The sequence below is a fragment of the Pelagibacterium limicola genome, from assembly GCF_015694405.1.
Taxonomy (GTDB): domain Bacteria; phylum Pseudomonadota; class Alphaproteobacteria; order Rhizobiales; family Devosiaceae; genus Pelagibacterium; species Pelagibacterium limicola.
Genome location: NZ_JADQDB010000005.1, coordinates 217,993 through 236,881 on the forward strand (window position 1 = coordinate 217,993; position 18,889 = coordinate 236,881).

Here is an 18,889-nt window from a genome sequence, read left to right on the forward strand (position 1 = left end):
AATGCCGCTAGCTCTTGCTGCGGGCGATGATTATAAATCCCGCTCATATTGCCCCTGATAATCAACAGACGCGCTACGCACGGCGCGATAAAATGAGGATACGGACCATGCTCAATCAGGTTTCGCGGATCGCGCTTGCCAGCGCCATTGCTCTTGCGGCGCATCCGGCTTGGGCACTCGATGCCGACGATTTCGGCTCAAAGCTCAAGGCCGCGGTTCAGTTTTTTGGCGTCTCCGTCGATTATGCCTCGGCGACCGCGGAGGGTAATACGGTGACGCTCTCCGATTTCACCATCTACATTCCCGGCGAGGACGATGTGGAAGTGCCGGGCGATATCGTTTTTTCCGGTGTCAGTGAAGCGAGCGACGGGGGCTATGAGGTCGAACGCGCCTCGACTGCCGATATCGAAATCGATGACCTCGAGGAGGATGTATCGGTTTCCCTGCGGAACATTGCCGTAACAGGCATCACCATTCCGGCGGCCCTCGACTTCAGCAATATCCTGCCTCAGGCCCTGCGGCTTTACGAAACGGCGTCGATGGGGCCGCTTTCGATCTCCAAGGACGGTGAGGAAGTTTTCTCGGTTGCCTCCATATCGGGCGTCATGGATCTTGGCGAGGATATGAGCGCGATCGCAACGAGCCTCGAGATCAGTGGTATCAGCGGCGATCTTTCGTCGATTCCCGATGAAGAGGCGACCGAAGTCCTCGCCGCGTTCGGGCTGGAGCAGTTCAATGGGTGGGTTGGCGCCACAACCGTCTGGTATCCCGAAACGGGACAAGCGGTGTTGGAAGACTTCGTATTTACCGTCGACGATCTGGCGGCGCTGAGGTTCAGCGCAACGATCGGCGGCTATACCCGGGCATTCTATCAGGAGATGCTCAAGATCAATCTCAAGATGGCCGAGCTTGCCCAGGCCGGCGAAACGATCCAGGAAGCGGAGATGGCCGCTTTCGAAGAGGCCATGCTCGAAAAGCTGATGGAGATTCAGGTCGAAAAACTGGCTATCCGCTACGAGGATGCCTCATTGTTTATGAAAATCCTCGATTTCGCTGCCGCGGAGCAGGGCATCGACGGGGCCACGCTTGCGAGCGGACTCAAATTCATGGTTCCGATGGTGCTTGCCGAAGTTCCCGATGCTGCATTCAAGGCGTCGGTTACCCGCGCGGTCAACGCGTTCATCGATAATCCCCAGAGCATCGAAATCGTCGCCGAACCCGATAGCCCGGTGGGCGTTGCCGAATTTGCCGCCGCCGAGGACGATCCGTTCGTGCTGGTCGATCTGCTCAATGTGCAGGTGCGCGCCAACCAGTAGGCCAGGATGACAGGACACAAGGAGGCCCGGCGCGCAGCCGGGCCTTTTTTGTTCAATCCACGGCTATGACAGGCAGGTTGTAGGCCATCCGGACGCATTCCCAGGCTTCGTCCGCCGTGTCGACGATCCTGAAGAGCTTGACGTCGTCAGGCGAGATGGTGCCTTCTTCAACAAGCGCATCGAGATTGATGACGCGGCCCCAGAACTCGCTGCCGAATAACAGCAACGGTATGCGCTCCATGCGCCCGGTCTGGATCAGGGTGAGGGTTTCGAAAAACTCGTCAAGCGTGCCGAAACCGCCCGGGAAGATCGCCACAACCTTTGCGCGCACCAGGAAGTGGATCTTGCGCGTCGCGAAATAGTGGAAATTGAACGAATAGTCGGGGGTTACGAACAGGTTCGGTGCCTGCTCGTGCGGCAGGACGATATTGAAGCCTATCGAAGGCGCGCCGACATCGGCGGCGCCGCGATTCCCCGCCTCCATGACGCCCGGACCACCGCCGGTGGCCACGACATAATCCCGGTAGCCGGTCGCCTGGGACGTTTTCGATGCCAGTTGCGCAAAGCGGCGGGCCTCCGCGTAGTATTTTGCGTTCTTTTCGAGATTTTTCTTTGCCAGCTCGGTCTTGGCGGCCCAGGCAGGCTTGCCGGGCTCGGGAATCCGCGCACCGCCGAACAGAACCACGGTCGAATCGATCTCGGCCATACGCAAGCGACTTTCGACCTTGAGGTATTCGAGGTGAAAGCGCATTCCCCGTAGATCCTCGGAGGTCAGAAACTCCTCGTCGGCAAAAGCGAGGCGATAGGCAGACGACTTGCTCTGAGGGGTTTGCGGGACATGGCGGACGACCTCTATGTCTTCGACGGAAGTCCTGAGCGGAGAATGGCGCTTGCGGCCCATTTGGGGGCTCCTTGATTTGGTTCGATCTATTTTCGCAGCCGGGTGTTAAGGATCAATGGCCGCTGTGCAAGGACAATCTGAATCGGGGGTCAAGGGTTTCGTGGGCTGGCGCCTTGGGCTATGTTCCGCGCCGAACAAGATCCGCCACCGATTTCGAGGCTCACACCACATATGTCATACCGCGACCTTGCCGCAACTATCGAAGCCGCTTTCGAGAACCGCGACGCCGTCAACTACCAGACGGCGGGCGAGGTTCGCGAGGCCGTCCGTGAGGCCCTCAATCTCCTCGATACCGGCCAGGCCCGGGTGGCGGAAAAGGTCGAGGACGACAACTGGCAGGTCAACCAATGGCTCAAGAAGGCCGTGTTGCTCTCGTTCCGGCTCAACGACATGGAAGCGATTTCGGGAGGGCCGGGCGGCGCCAGTTGGTGGGACAAGGTGCCCTCGAAATTTGCCGGCTGGAGCGAGAACCGTTTTCGGGAGGCCGGGTTCCGCGCGGTGCCCGGCGCTATCGTGCGGCACTCCGCCTTCATCGGCAAGAACGCGATCCTGATGCCCTCCTTCGTCAATCTGGGCGCCTATGTCGACGAAAGCACGATGGTCGATACCTGGGTCACGGTGGGGTCCTGCGCGCAGATCGGCAAGCACGTACATCTTTCGGGCGGGGTCGGGATCGGCGGCGTGCTTGAGCCTTTGCAGGCCGGGCCGGTCGTCATCGAGGACAACTGCTTTATCGGGGCCCGTTCGGAAATCGTCGAGGGTGTCGTCGTGGGCGAAGGCTCGGTCATCTCGATGGGCGTTTTTATCGGCCAGTCCACCAAGATCATAGACCGCTCAACGGGTGAAATTCATATCGGCAAGGTGCCGCCCTATTCTGTGGTGGTTTCGGGGTCGCTGCCGGGCAAGCCGCTGCCCAATGGCGAGCCGGGTCCGAACCTTTATTGCGCGGTGATCGTCAAGCGTGTCGACGAGCAGACACGCTCCAAGACCTCGATCAACGATCTGTTGCGGGACTGAGCCGACCACGATGACCAGCCCCTCGGTTTCCCTTCTTGCCGATCTCATTCGCCGGCCTTCGGTGACGCCCGCGGAAGAAGGCGTGCTCGATGTACTCGAGGCCTTTCTGGTCCCACTGGGCTTTACCTGCACGCGTCTCGGATTTGAAGGTGACGGCTCCTATCCCGTCGATAATCTCTTTGCAACCCGCGCGGGACACGCCCCTGGCCCTCACCTGCTCTTTGCCGGGCATACCGATGTGGTCGCGCCAGGCAATCTCGAAGCCTGGACCCACGACCCCTTTTCAGGGGAGATCATCGACGGGATCATGTGGGGGCGCGGAGCGACCGACATGAAAAGCGGCGTCGCCGCTTTTTGCGGAGCGATGGCCAGGCTCGTGCATGACGGAGGGCTAAACAAGGGCACCGTTTCGCTCGCCATTACCAACGACGAAGAAGCCGATGCGGTCAACGGCACAAAAAAGCTGCTCGAATGGGCGGCTGACCAGGGTCACAGGTTCGATTTTGCAATAGTGGGCGAGCCGTCCTCGTTTGAGGTTTTCGGGGATTCGATCAAGATCGGGCGCAGGGGCTCGCTTTCGGGCAAAATCACAGTCCTGGGCAAGCAGGGTCACGTCGCCTACCCCCAGCGCGCCAACAATCCAATGCCGGTTCTCGCGGAGTTGGTGCGTGTGCTCTACAATCCGCTCGATGGCGGGACCGAACATTTCCAGCCTTCCAATCTTGAGGTGACCTCGATCGATACGGGCAACCCCACGGCCAACATCATCCCGGGCCGCGGCGAACTGCGTTTCAATGTCCGTTTCAACGAAACATGGACGGGCGAAACTCTAAAAGCGGAGATCAAGCACCGCATCGCCGGTCTCAACGACACGCGCGGCTGCGAAATCGCTTTTGAGGTTCTGGGGCCGATTTCGCGATGCTTCATCTCCCCGCCGGAGGGACATGTTGCCCATCTCTGTGCTGTGATGGAGGAAATCACCGGAATGGTGCCGACACATTCTACGATCGGGGGCACCTCCGACGCCCGGTTCATCGCCGATTATTGCCCCGTGGTCGAATGCGGCCTGGTTGGCGCTACCATGCATCAGGTGGACGAGCGTGTGCCCGTTGCCGATGTCGACCGGCTAACGGATCTTTATGCGGTTTTCACCGCACGGTTTCTCGAAGGGAGCCGATAGATGAGCGTGAACGAGACTGTAACTGCCGCATTCAAGGGTTGGTCGAGGATTCTGGGCGGGCACAGCGACTGGCGGAGCTTTTTCACCTTCGATGCTCAAGCGCTTAATCTGGGCTTCGTCCTCTATTTCGCCGCCGCGACGCTCTCGGTGATCGCACTGGTCATGCGCGTCGGCATGCCCGCATCTCAGACGATGATCACGTTGATCGCAGGCCATGCCATGCCGGTGCTTGCACTCGTCATTTCAGCGAGCTTCGCTCGGCGGGCACTGGCGCTGCCGAACCCCGTCACCGAATTCTATGTTCCGGGGCTTTTCCTTCTGGCCTTGATGAATTTTGCCGGAGCGGTGACAATCCTCATCGGCGTCCCGCTATGGGGTGCCATTCTCGCGCTGACCGCCGTATTCTTTCATAAACTTGGCCGCGCCGCCGGGCTGGCCTTCGGCCCCGCGCTCGCGTTTGCACTGTTCAACTTTGTTGCAGGCCTGCCCTACTCACTCTACATGATGGGCGGCATGTTCGCCGTCTCCGCCTAACTTTCTCGTCGAAAGGCCCGTTATTGTGTCCGCAATCCCGCCAACCTTCCAGCAGGAAGCTGCGAATGCCGCTCAGGGCGCCTGGAGGCTGCTGATCGGGCGTCGCGATGCACCGGGCTATTTCGAGATCGATCTTCGCGGCCTGGTTTCGAGCTTTATCGCGCTGATGGTCTCGATTGCCATAACCCTGGGCGCCGCGGCGCTCACCCGAACGGGGGCCGGAATTACGAGCTTGGTGCTCGTTTTCACCAATGTCGTGCTTTACGCCGCCCTGGTGGCGGCGAGTTGGGCCGTGCTTCGGGCCTTGGGAAAATCCGACAAGTTCGTGCCGTTCCTTACGGTCGACAACTGGCTCAATGCATTCATTTCCATCATCCTGGCGCTCGCGGGACTTGTGGGGTTGAGCGGCGAAGTCGTGATGTTTGTTGCAATCGTCGCCGGGCTCGCGGCGCGGATCAATAACGCCCGGCTGGTCGTCGGGCTCAATGTCGGGCAGATCGTAATGCTGATGATCGCACAGGTTGTCGGCGTGGTGCTCGGACTCGGGATACTGGGGCTGTTCGTCCCCGTCCCGGTCTAGTAGTCAACCCTTACAAGGTAGAGACCCGCTGCGGGCGCCATCGCGCCACAGCGGGAGCGGTCGCGCGCGTCGAGCGCGTCGCGCAATCCCTCGACCCGCCATTTGCCCTCGCCGACCAGTTTCAACGATCCGGTAAGCGAGCGCACCTGATGGTGGAGGAAGGAAAGCGCGAACGCGCGAATGACGACCATCTCGCCCTCTCGCGACACATCGAGCCGGTCGAGTGTCCTGACCGGCGATTTGGCTTGGCATTCGGCGGCGCGGAAGGTGGTGAAGTCGTGCTGGCCGAGTACCTTTTGCGCGGCCTCGTGCATGGCGCCGGCATCGAGGGGGACAGGAACGTGCCAAACGCGGTTCATCTCGAGCGCGGGCCGTCCCCGGCGATTGAGGATACGATATTCGTAATGCCGGGCGTGCGCGGAAAACCGCGCCTCGAAATCCTCTCCAACCTTCTGGCACGACAGGATCGCGACAGGATGCGGCCGCAAATGATAATTGAGGGCTTCCGAAACCCGGAAGGGATCCCAGTCTTTTTCGAGATCGAAATGAGCCACCTGACCCAGCGCGTGAACGCCCGCGTCGGTGCGACCCGCCGTCTGGGTACGGACCGTCTCACCACTGAAGGCGGTGATCGCCGTTTCCAGGGTTTCCTGAACCGAAGGCTGGCCGTCCTGGCACTGCCAGCCGGAGAACGGGGTTCCGTCATATTCGATCGTGAGTTTGTACCGGGGCATGGCTAGCCCACCTCGATGCCCGCGAGGTCGCCGGTGCCGCGCAGGAACGCCTGCGCATCCATTGCCCCCTTGCCCTCGCGCTGGACGTGCGTGATGCGGATCGCGCCCGCGCCGCAGGCAATGGTCAGCCCGTTAAGAATCTTGCCCGGCCTGCCTTGCCCGTCGGCATATTGCGAGCGCAGAGCCTTGATGCGGGTGGGCTTGCCGCCCAGTTCGATCTCGAACCAGGCCCCGGGAAACGGCGACAGGCCGCGGATGTGATTGTGAACCTCGTGCGCAGGCTTCGAAAAATCGATCCGGCTTTCCGCCTTTTCGATCTTTTGCGCGTAAGTCACGCCCTCTTGCGGCTGCGGGGTAAAGACCAGCGCGTCGCGTTCGAGCGCAGCGAGCGCCCTTCCCATCAGATCGGCGCCGCGCCACATCATCTCGTCATGCAGTTCGCCGGCCGTCATGTCCGGGCCAATGGGGATTTCCTCGACCAGACCCACCGGACCGGTGTCGAGTCCCTCTTCCATCTTCATGATCGAAACGGCCGTGCGCTGGTCTCCGGCCATGATCGCGCGTTGGATCGGAGCGGCGCCGCGCCAACGGGGCAGAAGTGAGCCATGAAGGTTCAAGCAGCCTTTTTCGGGCGCTTCGAGCACTTCGATGGGCAGGATCAGCCCATAGGCAACGACCACGGCAGTCTCGGCCCCCAAAGCCGCAAAGGTCGCGCGTTCGGCCGGGTCCCGAAAATTGCGCGGTGTAAAAACGGGGATACCAAAGCCTTCCGCAGCCTCATGCACGGGGCTCTTGCGCTCGGCCTGTCCGCGTCCGGCGGGCTTGGGCGCGCGGGTATAGCAGGCGATAACCTCATGCCCGCGCATCACGATCTCGGTCAGGGTGGGCACGGCGAAATCGGGCGTTCCCATGAAGACGACCTTCATCGCCGATTCTCCGTCGTTTCCGAACTAGCCGGCCTGCCGCGCGCGCTTCTGGAACTTCTTGATCACGCGGTCGCGCTTCAGTCGTGAGAGGTAATCGATATAAAGCACGCCATCGAGGTGGTCGATTTCGTGCTGCATGCAGACCGCGAGTCGCCCGGTCGCATGGCGCGTCACTTCTTTGCCTTCGGGCGTGAAGAATTTGACCGTCACCTCGGTGGGGCGTTCGACCTCGTAATAGAGCTCGGGGATCGAGAGACAACCTTCTTCGGAAACCGCTGTTTCCTCGCTCATTTCAACGATCTCGGGGTTGATCATCGCGATCTTGCCCGAGTCCGGGTTTTCCGGATCGGCGAGGTCGATCACCACGACGCGCTTCATATAACCGATCTGCGGCCCCGCCAGTCCGATGCCGGGCGCGTCGTACATGGTCTCGAACATGTCCTCGATCGTCTTCTTGAGCTCGTCATCGAAAGTGTCGACCGGCTCAGTCACCTGGCGCAGGCGTGGATCGGGCAGGATAAGGATCGGGCGTATACTCATCTGGGCCTCGGTTCCGGGAGATTGCGCATTTCGTTAATGCACCTTGGCGGGCGCGGTCAAGCAAAGCGAGATATGGGCACCTGCGAATCAGATAACAAGAACATTATGGAAACAGTCCTTTTCGATATTGGCGGACGGTCGGTGACGGTTCTCGAGACGCTTGCCGTGGGCCTGGGCGTTACGGTCTTACTGCTGGTCGTCATGGTCATCGTCCAATTGCGCGCTTCGCGCCAGCGGGCGACGGAGGCCGTCGAGGAAGCACGGCGGGCCGGTGAGATGGAGCGCCATATCGCCGACATGATGCGCATCCAGTCCGAGATGACCGGGCGGATGCAGACGATGAGCGAGATCTTCGGCTCCCGCACCACCGACCTCGCCCGGCTTTTGACCGAGCGGATCGATGCGTCGAGCCATCGCGTCAACCAGTCGATGACCGAAAGCCGCGAAAAGACAGATGAAACTCTGACCAAGCTCGCTGAGCGGTTGGCGGTTATCGACCGCGCGCAGACCAATATCACGCAGCTTTCGAGCGAGATCGTCTCGCTGCAATCGATCCTTGCGAACAAGCAGCAGCGCGGTGCATTCGGGCAGGGGCGGATGGAAGCGATCATCGCCGACGGGCTTCCTATGGGGGCCTACAGTTTCCAGACAGCGCTTTCCAACGGCTCGCGGCCGGACGCCCTCATTTTCATGCCCAATGACGCGCCACCTCTGGTGATCGACGCCAAATTCCCGCTCGAGGGTTGGCAGCGAATCAGCGAGGCCGAAGGGCCGGAGGCCTTGCGTGCTGCGATGACGACATTCCGCGGCGACTGCGGAGTTCATATCAAGGCGATTTCGCAAAAGTACCTGCTCACCGGCGAAACGCAGGACACGGCATTCATGTTCGTGCCTTCGGAATCGATCTTTGCCGACCTTCACGAGCGGTTCGAGGACGTCGTCCAGAGCGCGGCGCGGGCGCGGGTGGTGATCGTCTCTCCTTCACTCCTGATGCTTTCGATCCAGGTCATCCAGGCGCTATTGCGCGATGTGCGGATGCGCGAGCAGGCCCATGTCATCCAGAAGGAAGTGATCGCCCTGCTCGCGGATGTCGGACGGCTCAACGAGCGCGTCAACAAGCTTCAAACCCATTTCCGGCAGGCCAATCAGGATATCGACGAGATTCTGATCTCGACCGGCAAGCTCACAAAACGGGGCGAGCGGATCGAGGCGATGGAGTTCGAGGAACGGCCCAGACTCGAGGACCAGTCCTAGATTCGCCTGATCAGCGCCTGCGCGGCGGCGGGGTTTTTCTCCTTGGCGCCGGCAATGACATAAGCAAAGACGTCGCGCGGCTTTTTCTCGGGCGCCGGGCCATAGCTTGGTAGGTCGCTGGGGACACCGCCCCCGGCATAGATTTTCAACCGCTCGGCCCAGGCATCGAGATCGGCATCGGAATAGCCTTTCTCGTTATCGGGGCTCGTCCCCATCAGGCGCAGATATACGAAGTCGGCCGTGGGATCGGCAATCACGGGAAATTTGCTGTCGCAGCCGGTGATCAGCGCCACACCATTCTCGCGCGCCAGTGCGATAGCCTGGGGATCGCAAAAACTCTCGTGGCGCGGCTCTACCGCGTGGCGGATACGCAGGCCGTCCATCTCATGGGGCAGGAGCTTCAAAAACGCTGCGAAATCGTCGGGATCGAATTTCTTGGTTCCGGCCAGTTGCCAGTTGATAGGCCCGAGCTTTTTGCCAAGCCGGGTCACTCCGCTCGAAAGGAACTTCGAGAGGGATTCTCCGGCCTCCGCGAGCACGCGGCGATTGGTGGTAAACCGCGAGCCCTTGAGCGAGAAAACGAAATTCTCCGGCACCTCATCGTGCCACTTCTGGAAACTCTCGGGCTTCTGGCTGCCATAGAAGGTGCCGTTGATCTCAACCGAAGTCATATGCTCGCCCATATATTGGAGCTCGCGCTTCTGGGCGAGGCCTTGTGGATAGAACGTCCCCCGCCAAGGTTCGAAGGTCCAGCCGCCGACGCCGATATGAATTGATCCCGCCATTGCTCTCTCCCTTGGACATCTGCAGCCTTACCGGATTCTTCGCTGCCCGCAAGGCTTGCCTCGGCTCCTTGATGCAGGTCACAAAGAGACCGGGCACCGAATCGCCCTCTGCTTGTCCTTTCCCGCCAGACCATTTCGAGCGCGCCTGTGTCATCGCTTTTCGCATCCACCCAGACCAGAAGAGATCCGCTGGATATCCTCGCCTCGGTGTTCGGACATCAGCGGTTTCGCGGCCAGCAGGAGGTCGTGGTGCGACACGTCACCGGGGGCGGGGATGCCGTGGTACTGTTTCCTACGGGGGCGGGTAAATCGCTGTGCTACCAAATCCCGGCGCTCTGCCGGCCAGGCGTTGGGGTTGTTATCTCGCCGCTGATTGCCCTGATGCGCGACCAGGTCGAAGCCCTCAAGCAGGCCGGGGTCAATGCGGGCACCCTCAATTCCTCGATGAGCGGGGCGGATCAGCGCGCCGTGCGCGACAGACTGTTCGCCGGCGAACTCGACCTCCTTTATGTCGCGCCCGAGCGGTTTTCGGCCCCCGGTTTTCACGATCTGCTCTCGCGGGTCGATATTGCGCTCTTTGCCATCGACGAAGCCCATTGCGTAAGCCAGTGGGGACACGATTTCCGGCCCGAATATCGCGAACTGGTCCAGCTCAAGGAGCTTTACCCCCATATTCCGCGCGTTGCGCTGACCGCCACTGCAGACCCCACGACGCGAGCCGATATCATCGAGCGGCTCGGTCTCGAGCAGGCCGCAGTATTCACGGCCAGCTTCGACAGGCCCAATATTGCCTATACGATTGTCGAGCGCGCCAATGCCAGAAAGCAGCTCCTTGCCTTTCTCGCCCCCCACAAGGGCAATTCGGGCATTGTCTATTGCCTTTCGCGCGCCAAGGTGGAGGACACCGCCGAATGGCTGACGGGGCAAGGCATTCCGGCACTGCCCTATCACGCGGGGCTCGATGGCGCGGTGCGAGAGCGCAACCAGGATGCTTTTTTGCGCGAGGACGGTGTATGCCTTGTGGCAACCGTCGCTTTCGGAATGGGGATCGACAAGCCTGACGTGCGTTACGTGGCGCATCTCGACCTGCCCGCCTCCATCGAAGCCTATTATCAGGAGACCGGGCGTGCGGGCCGGGACGGGCTGCCGGCGGATGCATGGATGAGCTACGGGATGGCCGATGTCGCCCAGCGGCGGCGCATGATCTCGGAGGGTAATGCACCCGAGGCCGTCAAACGGGTCGAGAACGCCAAGCTCAATGCGCTGCTGGGCGTCTGTCAGACCGCCTCGTGCCGCCGGCAGGCGATTCTTACCCATTTCGGAGAAAACCATCCGGGCAATTGCGGCAATTGCGATACGTGCCTCAATCCTGTCGAGACCTGGGAAGGAACGGAAGAGGCGATCAAGGCGCTGGCCGCGATCTACCGCACCGGCCAGAGGTTCGGCGCAGCCCACATCATCGATGTTCTGGTCGGGCGGGTGACGGACAAGGTCACGCGTTTCGGGCATGACAGCCAGCCGGTGTTCGGGGCGGGGCGCGAGCTGGACGCCAAAATCTGGCAGTCGGTCCTGCGGCAGTTGACGGCCATGGGGCTGCTCCATGTCGACCACGATTCCCACGGCGCGCTCAAGCTCGATGAGGGCGCGCGTGCAGTCTTCAAAAAAGACCGTCGGATCATGTTCCGGCGCGATCCGGTGCGCAAATCAGCGGACGTCAGAAGAGCGCTGAGCGCCACCGCCGATCTCGACCCTCAGGCCCGCGGCGTGTTTGAGGCCCTGAGAGAAACGCGCGCAAAACTCGCCAAGGCGCAGGGCGTGCCGCCCTATGTGGTCTTCCACGATTCAACGCTCAAGGCGATGGCGATGGCGCGCCCTGCAACGCTTGAGGCGATGGGCACGCTTCCGGGCGTCGGGGCAGCCAAGCTCGAACGCTTTGGCAGGGCGTTTCTTACTGCGATCGCGGGCGTTTAAAGCGATGTCGCCGTTATGATCGCTGGCGCCATGATGACGATGAACAGCACGGGCAAGAAGAAAATGATCAGCGGCACGGTCATCTTGGGGGGCAGGGCCGCCGCCTTTTTTTCCGCTTCCATCATGCGCTGATCACGACCTTCCTCGGCCATGACGCGCAACGCCTGGCCGACCGAGGTACCATAGCGATCGGCCTGGATAAGCGCGGTCATCACCGAGCGCACCCCATCGAGCCCGGTGCGACGCCCCAGATTTTCAAAGGCCCTTGTCCGATCCTCGAGAAAGGACAGTTCGGCGGTCGTGAGCGTCATTTCTTCGGCAAGTTCGGCGCTTTGAAGACCGATTTCCTTGGCCACGCGCTTAATGGCATGCTCGATCGACATGCCAGCTTCGACGCAAAGCAGCATCAGATCGAGGGCGTCGGACCAGGCTTTCCGGATTGATGCCTGGCGCTTGTCGATCCTGTTCTTGAGGAGCAGCACCGGCAGGTAGGCGCCGACGAGCCCCACGCCTAGAGCATAAACCACATTGAGGAAGGGCGGCCTGTCGCCCGGCATCACAACAATCAGGTAGAACGCCGCGACGATAAACAGTGCAATCGGGCTTACGAAGCGAAGAAACAGGAAGCGGGTCAACGCTGCCTGTCCGCGCAAACCGGCCTGGGCGAGCCGGTCGGTGGTATTCTCGTCCATGAAGGCCTTTTGCAGTGAAAACCGCTCGACCACGTCCTTCATGTAGGACTTGCTCTCGGCGCCACGGATATTGCGTCCGCCCTGTCCCTTGGCCGCTTCCTGGTTGCGCAGGCGCGCCATCTCCTTTGCGCGCATCTGTTCGCGCTCGGTGGCAACCCGCTTCATCCGGTCATTGCGTTCGAACCGCTCGGCCATGTGCGCGCCGAAGGTGAAGACGATCGCTGCAGCCGAAATCGCCGCAAAGAGCGCGGTCAGGAATTCGGGTTTGACGATCTGATCGACAAGGCTCACGCGGGGAACTCCTAGTAGTCGAACTGGATCATCCGGTTCATCACGAACATGCCGGCGGCGAGCATGAGCCCGGCGACGCCAAGGCAGATGATACCGACATTGGTCGTGATCAGCGGGAGAAGATATTGCGGGCTGATTACCGAAACCGCACCGGCCACGAAGATCGGCAGCGAGCCGATGATAATTGCGGAAGCCTTGGCTTCCGAACTCATCGCCTTGACCTTGGCCTTCATCTTCTTGCGATCGCGCAAGACGCGCGCAAGGTTGCCAAGCGCTTCGGAGAGATTGCCACCCGCCTGCTGCTGAACGGCAATAACGACAATGAAAAAATTGACCTCGGGCAGCGGGACACGTTCGAACAGCACCTCCACCGATTCCTGGATTGTTCGGCCCACCGACTGCTGTTCGAGAACGCGCGTAAATTCGGATCGGACCGGCTCCTTGACCTCCCGGGCGACGAGGCGGATCGAATCGTTGAGCGGCAGGCCCGATTTGACACCGCGCACGATCGCCTCAACGGCATTAGGCAACTCATCGAGGTATTTGCTCTGATAGGCCTTGCGCCGGTTGGCCAGATACATGTTGGGCAGCACGTAGGCGCCAGCAGCGGCAAAAACCGCCGCATACCAGATCGGCACTTGCAGGACGATGAGGACGACGAAAAGAACCACCCCAAGGATTATGCAATTGCGTATCCAGGCGCGCGGGTCGATCTTGATGCCGGACTGAAAGATGCGGGCCCGCAACGTTTTCTTGGCCTTGCGGGCATTGAGCTGCTGGCTCTGAGCCTTGAGCGCATCCTGCACAGTGCGGCGGCGACTGTCGCGGGTCTTCTGGGCGCTTACGGCCTGACGCTGGACCGTCACGTCGCCTTTGAGTGCTTTCTTGCGCTTCTCGGCCCGACCGGAGCCGGCCAGTTGGGGCACAAACGCAAAGCCCAGCGCCCCGACGCAGACCATGACCAGAATTGCCAAAAGGAGGGGGGACATCGTCTAGATATCCCTGAATTCGACATTGGCGCGCTCGAGTGCCTCGACAAGGGCTGCCTCCTCGTTGAAATAGCGCGCCTTTTCGGTGAAGTTGGGCTTGGTGATACCGGTCGAGCGATGCCGTCCGATAAGGTTGCCCGCCGCGTCCTCGCCCATAATGTCGTAAAGGACAATGTCCTGGGTCACGATCACGTCGCCTTCCATGCCCAGCACTTCGGAAATGTGCGTGATGCGGCGCGAGCCATCGCGCAGACGGGCAGCCTGAACGATGACGTCGATTGAAGAGACGATCATTTCGCGAATCGTGCGGCTGGGCAGGGCAAAGCCTCCCATCGTGATCATCGATTCGAGACGGGATAGCGCCTCGCGCGGAGAGTTGGCGTGGAGCGTGCCCATCGAACCGTCGTGACCGGTGTTCATGGCCTGTAGCAGATCGAACGCCTCGGGTCCGCGCACTTCGCCCACGATGATGCGTTCGGGCCGCATACGCAGGCAGTTGCGCACCAGTTCGCGCATGGTGATCTCCCCCTCGCCCTCGAGGTTGGGTGGGCGGGTTTCGAGGCGCACCACGTGAGGCTGCTGGAGTTGAAGCTCGGCCGAATCCTCGCAGGTAATGACGCGCTCGTCCTTCTCGATAAAGCCGGTGAGGCAGTTCAAAAGCGTTGTCTTGCCCGAACCGGTACCGCCTGAAATCAGGATGTTGGCGCGTATACGCCCCAGAATACGGAGCACTTCGGCTCCCTCCGGGGAAATCGAGGCGAATTTGACGAGCTGAGCGAGTGTGAGCTTGTCTTTCTTGAACTTGCGGATGGTGAGCGCGGGTCCATCGATCGAAAGCGGAGGCGCGATGACGTTGACGCGCGAACCATCGGGCAGGCGCGCGTCGCATATGGGCGAGGATTCATCGACGCGGCGGCCGACCTGGGAAACGATGCGCTGGCAGACATTCATCAGGTGTGCGTCGTCGCGGAAGCGCACATTGGTGAGCTTCACCTTGCCGCCCACTTCGATGTAGCACCTCTGCGAGCCGTTCACCATGATGTCGGCGATGTCGTCGCGCGCGAGCAGGGGCTCGAGCGGGCCGTAGCCCAGCACGTCGTTGCAGATATCCTCGAGCAGGTCTTCCTGCTCGGCAATCGACATCACGAAATTCTTGAGCGCGATGATTTCGGCGACGATGTCGCGGATTTCCTCGCGCGCCGAGACCTGATCCATCGCCGCGAGTTGAGAGAGATCGATCGAATCGATCAGGGCGTTGAATATCGAGGACTTGGTCTGGAAATAATTCTTGTCGCGCGCCGCGGACTCGGTCGCGTGGATATCCAACACTTCTTCGCGCGCCGGGCGAACGGGGGTGGACGGGGCTGCGTCCGGCCTGGCGGCGGGCGCGGCGCGGGGGACCTCGGCGCGCGGAGGAGGCGTCTCTGCCACGGGCCTCGGGACCGGAGGCGTCGCCTGCGTGTTACCGCCAAAACTCGTGCGCTTGCCAAACATCTCAGGTTAGTCCTTCCCTCGCCTTCCCTATGCGCGCTTGAGCTGGCGCAAAAGGTCGGGGAGCTTGAAACCCGCGGAACGCGATTGAGGCGCGGAAATGGTGCGGCCCGTAGCCTCGAGCCCGATGGTCTTGAGTTGGTCGTTGATCTTGTGGGTAGCGGAAACCTCGGAGATCATCTGTCCGTTATTGGCCGCGGTGCCGAATATGGCGGCATCGAAGGGAATCTGGCCGATCAGGCGACATTCAACGGCGCCGGCGAATTCGTCGGCCGGAATTTCCGGTCTTTTCGGAATGCCGGCCTTGTTGATGACGAGAAGGGGTTCGTGTTCGCCCGGCCGCAAACCTTTGACGATATCCGCGATGTTCTTTGCGTTCCGCAGGTTGGCAAGGTCAGGCTCGGCGACGATCACGATCTCGTCGACAGCGGCCAGCGTGTAGCGCACCCACTCAGTCCACACATGCGGGATATCGAGAATGACGCAGGGAACCTGCTTCTGGCTCAACTCGATGATCTGCTCAAAGCTGCGCTCGGAAAGATCGTAGGTCCGGTCGAGGACTGCAGGCGCCGTCAGCAGATGGACGTGGGCGGCGGCCTTGCTCATCAACCGCTCGAGCATCACCACGTCCATTTTTTCGTTGGCGAATACGGCATCGCCCATGCCCTGGGGCGGATCCTGGTTGAAATCGAGCCCCACGGTGCCGAAGGGCAGATCGAGATCGAGCACCAGAACGTCCTGACGGATGGCACGCGCGATCGACCAGGCGGTATTATGGGCGATGGAGGACGAGCCGGCGCCCCCCTTGGCCCCGATAAAGGCGATGGTGCGCCCGATCGGGGCTGCACCCTCCCCGGCGAACAATTCGGAAATGGCGTTGACGAGGACAGGCGTCGTGGCCGGCATAACGATATAGTCCGACACGCCCGAGCGCATCAGCTCGCGGTAAAGCACCACGTCGTTGACGTGACCGATGACAATGACGCGGGTCGAGGCATCGCAAACCTCGGCAAGCCGCTCAAGGCCCGCGAGCATGGTTTCTGAGGGAAGGGTCGTTTCAACGATGATGAGGTTGGGAGTCGGGTTGCTCCTATAGGTCTCGACCGCGCCTTCGAGCCCCCCGTTATGGGTTGTCAGGGCAACCTTGGCCATGCGCCGATCATGGGCCGCATCCTCGATCATCTGGGCGGTCTGGGATTGCTCGCAGAAGGCCTGGATGGTTATGCGCGGCACCAGCCGCGCCCCGGTCGGCGCTTCGGCCGCGGGCGCCTGATTGGCGGGATCGGACTTGTCGTTGTCGATAAAGCTCATCTTTTCTTCCGCCTTGCCCTTAATCCAGAACGAAGCCGACAGAACCGCGGAACTGTCCGCCGCCTTGCCCGCCGCCAACCCCGTAAAGGCTTTCCATACGACCAAGGAAGATCGCTTCGGCTTCGGTTGGCAGAACATAGGTGTCGGTCGGCAGTTGCGGCTGGGCATAGCTCGGCTGCACGATCATGGGGGTAACGAGAATGACCAGTTCGGTCTGCGAGTGGACAAAGTCGCGGCTGCGGAACAGCGCACCGAGGATCGGGATGTTACCCAATCCGGGCAGCGCGTTGATTTGCTGGCGCACACGGTCCTCGATCAGCCCGCCGATGGCCAGTGTTGCGCCATTGGGCAGTTCGACCGAAGTCGAAGCGCGACGTTCGCGCGTGGCCGGTATGGTCACGATGGGTGTGTTGATGCCACCCTCGGTGGTCAGTTCGGAAACCGAGGTTTCAACCACGAGGCCCACGATGCCGTTCGAGCGCACCGTCGGCGTGAAATTGAGCCTGACGCCGAATTCCTTGAATTCGTAGGTGATCTTGCCGTCAGCGTCCACCGAGACAGGAACGGGGAATTCTCCGCCCGCGAGGAACTCGGCCGACTGGCCGGAAATGGCGGTCAGCGTGGGTTCGGACAATGTGCGCATCGCACCGCGCCGTTCGAGCGCGCGCAACTGGGCGGTAAGCGAGAAATTGCCGGCGCCGATATTGGCGGTCAGCAGGTTGGGGTTGCCCGAGACACCGGAAGCGCCACCCAGAGACGGATTGGTCTGGAGAATTGCCGAGGTCCCGAAGGAGGCGTTGAGATTGATTCCAAGCTGGCGCACCGCCTCGCGGCTGACTTCGGCGACGGTCACCTTGAGCATGACCTGCTGGCCGCCCGCGACATTGATGACGCTGGTCACCGAATCTGGCCCGCCGACGAACTGGCCGGCTATGGCGACGGCCTTTTCGAGGTCGTCTGCGGAATTGACCTGCCCGGAAAGCACCACGGCATCGGCAAAGGACTGCACCTGCACGCGCGCGCCGGGGATGAGTCGGTTGATGGTGGCGGCGAGACCGGTTGCATCCTGCGCGACGGAAATCTCGATCACAGCAATGCCTGAGCCGCGGGAATCGAGGAAGAAGATATTGGTTTCGCCGGCCGCGATGCCCTGAATGACGGCCCGCGAGCGGGTGCGCATGATCGCGTTGGCCACCCCCGGCTGGGAAACGATCACCTCACCGGCTTCGACCGGCAGATCGATGATGATCGACTTGTTGACGCCGATCTGGATGTGCTGGGTGCGCCCGATCTCGTTATGCCCGATCAACAGATGGGCCGAGGAATTGGCAACCGCCGGCGCGGCCGCCATTGCCAGGCCAAGCGCGGCTAATCCCGCCAGAAGGAGACGGCGGACGCTGAGAGGGATGCAGGCGCTGTTCATTATTTTCGTCGGCATCTTGAACACCTATCTCAGCTCGCCCGGCGCGGCGTCGGGTGGGGTTGAATCGAACATGGGAACGGGATCGGACTCCGACCCCGAACCAGACTGGCTGAAGCCGGCAGACTGCCCTGAATCCGAACCCTGATAGCTACCGGCCATCACGGCTTGAGTTTGCCCGTAGCGAATGAGGCGGACGGCCTGGGTGCGACCTTGCTCGGCGCTCGGGGCCTGCGCGAAATCGATCACCGAGCGCAGCACCAGCGCGAGCCTTCCGGCGGTCGTCGCATTAAGAATGGTTTCAGCCTGAACCGGCGTCAGCTCCAGCGTCGCCACCTGATTGCCATCGAAGACCTGAGACGTAGGCTCCTGAGGATCGGCCGCGCCGGCAGTGGTCCCGACCTCGCCCAACCGCTTGCCGATGGCGAGAACGCGCACATTGGCCAAAATGGTTTCCGAATAGGCCGAGCCCGAGCGGGTGAGAACGACATCGACCCGATCGTTGGGCACGATATAGCCGCCCGAGGCCGACTCCGGTGTGACAGGGATTGAGACCGCCCGCATCCCTTCGGTGATGACGGCGGAAAGATAACCCTGCTCGGAACGGACGAGCTTGGCCTCGCGGATCGGCTCACCGGGGAAAAATTCGAACCGCGCCACCGAGCCCGCAATTTGCGCCGGTGCGTCGGGGATCTGTTCTGCTGTCAGGTATTCGGAGCGGATGGCGCCTTGCGGCCAGTCCTGCCAGGAAACATCGTTCGCCGTCAGCCGTTGGCCGAGGCCGATGGCACGAGTGGCCACCAGCACGCGTGTCTTGGGCTCTTCCCGGATCTGGGTGACCTCGACGGTCTGCGGCTGGGGTGTGTTGCCGCCCCGGGTTGCAAGAAACGCCGCCAGGCCTCCGGCCACAAGGGCAACAACAATAAGCAGAATACGCGCCGGTTTCATAGCCTTACT

Annotated in this window: 18 protein-coding genes; 7 read left to right on the forward strand and 11 right to left on the reverse strand. The window is 61.4% G+C overall.

Going from position 1 to position 18,889, the window contains the following annotated elements:
- The first annotated feature begins 92 nt into the window (after positions 1 to 92).
- The gene (locus tag I2G20_RS11875; RefSeq protein WP_196259930.1) at positions 93 to 1,316 is read left to right on the forward strand and encodes a hypothetical protein; all 1,224 of its coding nucleotides are present in this window, start codon (positions 93 to 95) and stop codon (positions 1,314 to 1,316) included.
- Between the two features lie 52 nt (positions 1,317 to 1,368).
- Here the strand turns inward: I2G20_RS11875 and I2G20_RS11880 are convergent, their stop codons facing one another.
- Complete coding sequence (locus I2G20_RS11880; RefSeq protein WP_196259931.1) at positions 1,369 to 2,217, reverse strand: LOG family protein; 849 nt, start codon at positions 2,215 to 2,217, stop codon at positions 1,369 to 1,371.
- Between the two features lie 171 nt (positions 2,218 to 2,388).
- Here I2G20_RS11880 and dapD point away from each other — a divergent pair, with 171 nt between their 5' ends.
- From dapD to I2G20_RS11900, 4 genes are read left to right on the forward strand one after another with little or no spacing between them, the layout of a single operon-like run.
- Positions 2,389 to 3,234, forward strand: coding sequence for a 2,3,4,5-tetrahydropyridine-2,6-dicarboxylate N-succinyltransferase (dapD, locus tag I2G20_RS11885; RefSeq protein ID WP_196259932.1), 846 nt, complete (start codon positions 2,389 to 2,391; stop codon positions 3,232 to 3,234).
- 10 nt (positions 3,235 to 3,244) lie between these two features.
- A complete protein-coding gene (gene dapE, locus I2G20_RS11890) occupies positions 3,245 to 4,414 on the forward strand; it encodes a succinyl-diaminopimelate desuccinylase (RefSeq protein WP_196259933.1) in 1,170 nt (389 codons plus the stop codon).
- Positions 4,415 to 4,948 carry a hypothetical protein gene (locus tag I2G20_RS11895; RefSeq protein ID WP_196259934.1) on the forward strand — a complete coding sequence of 178 codons (534 nt, stop codon included), beginning with the start codon at positions 4,415 to 4,417 and terminating at the stop codon, positions 4,946 to 4,948.
- Positions 4,949 to 4,973: 25 nt separating this feature from the next.
- A complete protein-coding gene (locus tag I2G20_RS11900) occupies positions 4,974 to 5,528 on the forward strand; it encodes a hypothetical protein (RefSeq protein WP_196259935.1) in 555 nt (184 codons plus the stop codon).
- Here I2G20_RS11900 and truA read toward each other — a convergent pair.
- From truA to def, 3 genes are read right to left on the reverse strand one after another with little or no spacing between them, the layout of a single operon-like run.
- The gene (truA, locus tag I2G20_RS11905) at positions 5,525 to 6,262 is read right to left on the reverse strand and encodes a tRNA pseudouridine(38-40) synthase TruA (protein WP_196259936.1); all 738 of its coding nucleotides are present in this window, start codon (positions 6,260 to 6,262) and stop codon (positions 5,525 to 5,527) included. The two genes, I2G20_RS11900 and truA, sit on opposite strands and share 4 nt — an antisense overlap.
- A 2-nt stretch (positions 6,263 to 6,264) precedes the next feature.
- Positions 6,265 to 7,188 carry a methionyl-tRNA formyltransferase gene (gene fmt / locus I2G20_RS11910; RefSeq protein WP_196259937.1) on the reverse strand — a complete coding sequence of 308 codons (924 nt, stop codon included), beginning with the start codon at positions 7,186 to 7,188 and terminating at the stop codon, positions 6,265 to 6,267.
- A gap of 24 nt (positions 7,189 to 7,212) precedes the next feature.
- A complete protein-coding gene (def, locus tag I2G20_RS11915; RefSeq protein WP_196259938.1) occupies positions 7,213 to 7,728 on the reverse strand; it encodes a peptide deformylase in 516 nt (171 codons plus the stop codon).
- 105 nt (positions 7,729 to 7,833) lie between these two features.
- On the opposite strand from def, the gene I2G20_RS11920 reads away from it, so the two are divergent.
- Positions 7,834 to 8,982: a DNA recombination protein RmuC gene (locus I2G20_RS11920; protein ID WP_196259939.1), complete on the forward strand. Its 1,149-nt coding sequence runs from the start codon at positions 7,834 to 7,836 to the stop codon at positions 8,980 to 8,982.
- On the opposite strand, the gene I2G20_RS11925 is transcribed toward I2G20_RS11920, so the two are convergent.
- A complete protein-coding gene (locus I2G20_RS11925) occupies positions 8,979 to 9,767 on the reverse strand; it encodes a DUF72 domain-containing protein (RefSeq protein WP_196259940.1) in 789 nt (262 codons plus the stop codon). The genes I2G20_RS11920 and I2G20_RS11925 overlap by 4 nt on opposite strands.
- Before the next feature lie 147 nt (positions 9,768 to 9,914).
- Here I2G20_RS11925 and recQ point away from each other — a divergent pair, with 147 nt between their 5' ends.
- On the forward strand, positions 9,915 to 11,738 hold the full coding sequence (gene recQ, locus I2G20_RS11930) for a DNA helicase RecQ (RefSeq protein ID WP_343070337.1): 1,824 nt from the start codon (positions 9,915 to 9,917) through the stop codon (positions 11,736 to 11,738).
- On the opposite strand, the gene I2G20_RS11935 is transcribed toward recQ, so the two are convergent.
- Genes I2G20_RS11935 through cpaB form a run of 6 tightly spaced genes read right to left on the reverse strand, consistent with a single transcriptional unit; the run spans position 11,735 to position 18,880 of the window.
- Complete coding sequence (locus tag I2G20_RS11935; protein WP_196259941.1) at positions 11,735 to 12,721, reverse strand: type II secretion system F family protein; 987 nt, start codon at positions 12,719 to 12,721, stop codon at positions 11,735 to 11,737. The genes recQ and I2G20_RS11935 overlap by 4 nt on opposite strands.
- Positions 12,722 to 12,732: 11 nt before the next feature.
- Entirely contained in the window at positions 12,733 to 13,710 is a 978-nt protein-coding gene (locus tag I2G20_RS11940; protein ID WP_196259942.1) for a type II secretion system F family protein, read from the reverse strand.
- A 3-nt stretch (positions 13,711 to 13,713) separates the two neighbouring features.
- Positions 13,714 to 15,204, reverse strand: coding sequence for a TadA family conjugal transfer-associated ATPase (locus I2G20_RS11945; protein ID WP_196259943.1), 1,491 nt, complete (start codon positions 15,202 to 15,204; stop codon positions 13,714 to 13,716).
- A 27-nt stretch (positions 15,205 to 15,231) separates the two neighbouring features.
- Complete coding sequence (locus I2G20_RS11950) at positions 15,232 to 16,617, reverse strand: CpaE/TadZ family protein (protein WP_246473045.1); 1,386 nt, start codon at positions 16,615 to 16,617, stop codon at positions 15,232 to 15,234.
- Positions 16,532 to 17,950, reverse strand: coding sequence for a type II and III secretion system protein family protein (locus I2G20_RS11955; protein WP_196259944.1), 1,419 nt, complete (start codon positions 17,948 to 17,950; stop codon positions 16,532 to 16,534). The genes I2G20_RS11950 and I2G20_RS11955 overlap by 86 nt, the downstream gene beginning before the upstream one ends.
- A 9-nt stretch (positions 17,951 to 17,959) precedes the next feature.
- Positions 17,960 to 18,880, reverse strand: a complete 921-nt coding sequence (cpaB, locus tag I2G20_RS11960; RefSeq protein ID WP_196259945.1) for a Flp pilus assembly protein CpaB — start codon at positions 18,878 to 18,880, stop codon at positions 17,960 to 17,962.
- Positions 18,881 to 18,889: the final 9 nt, after the last annotated feature.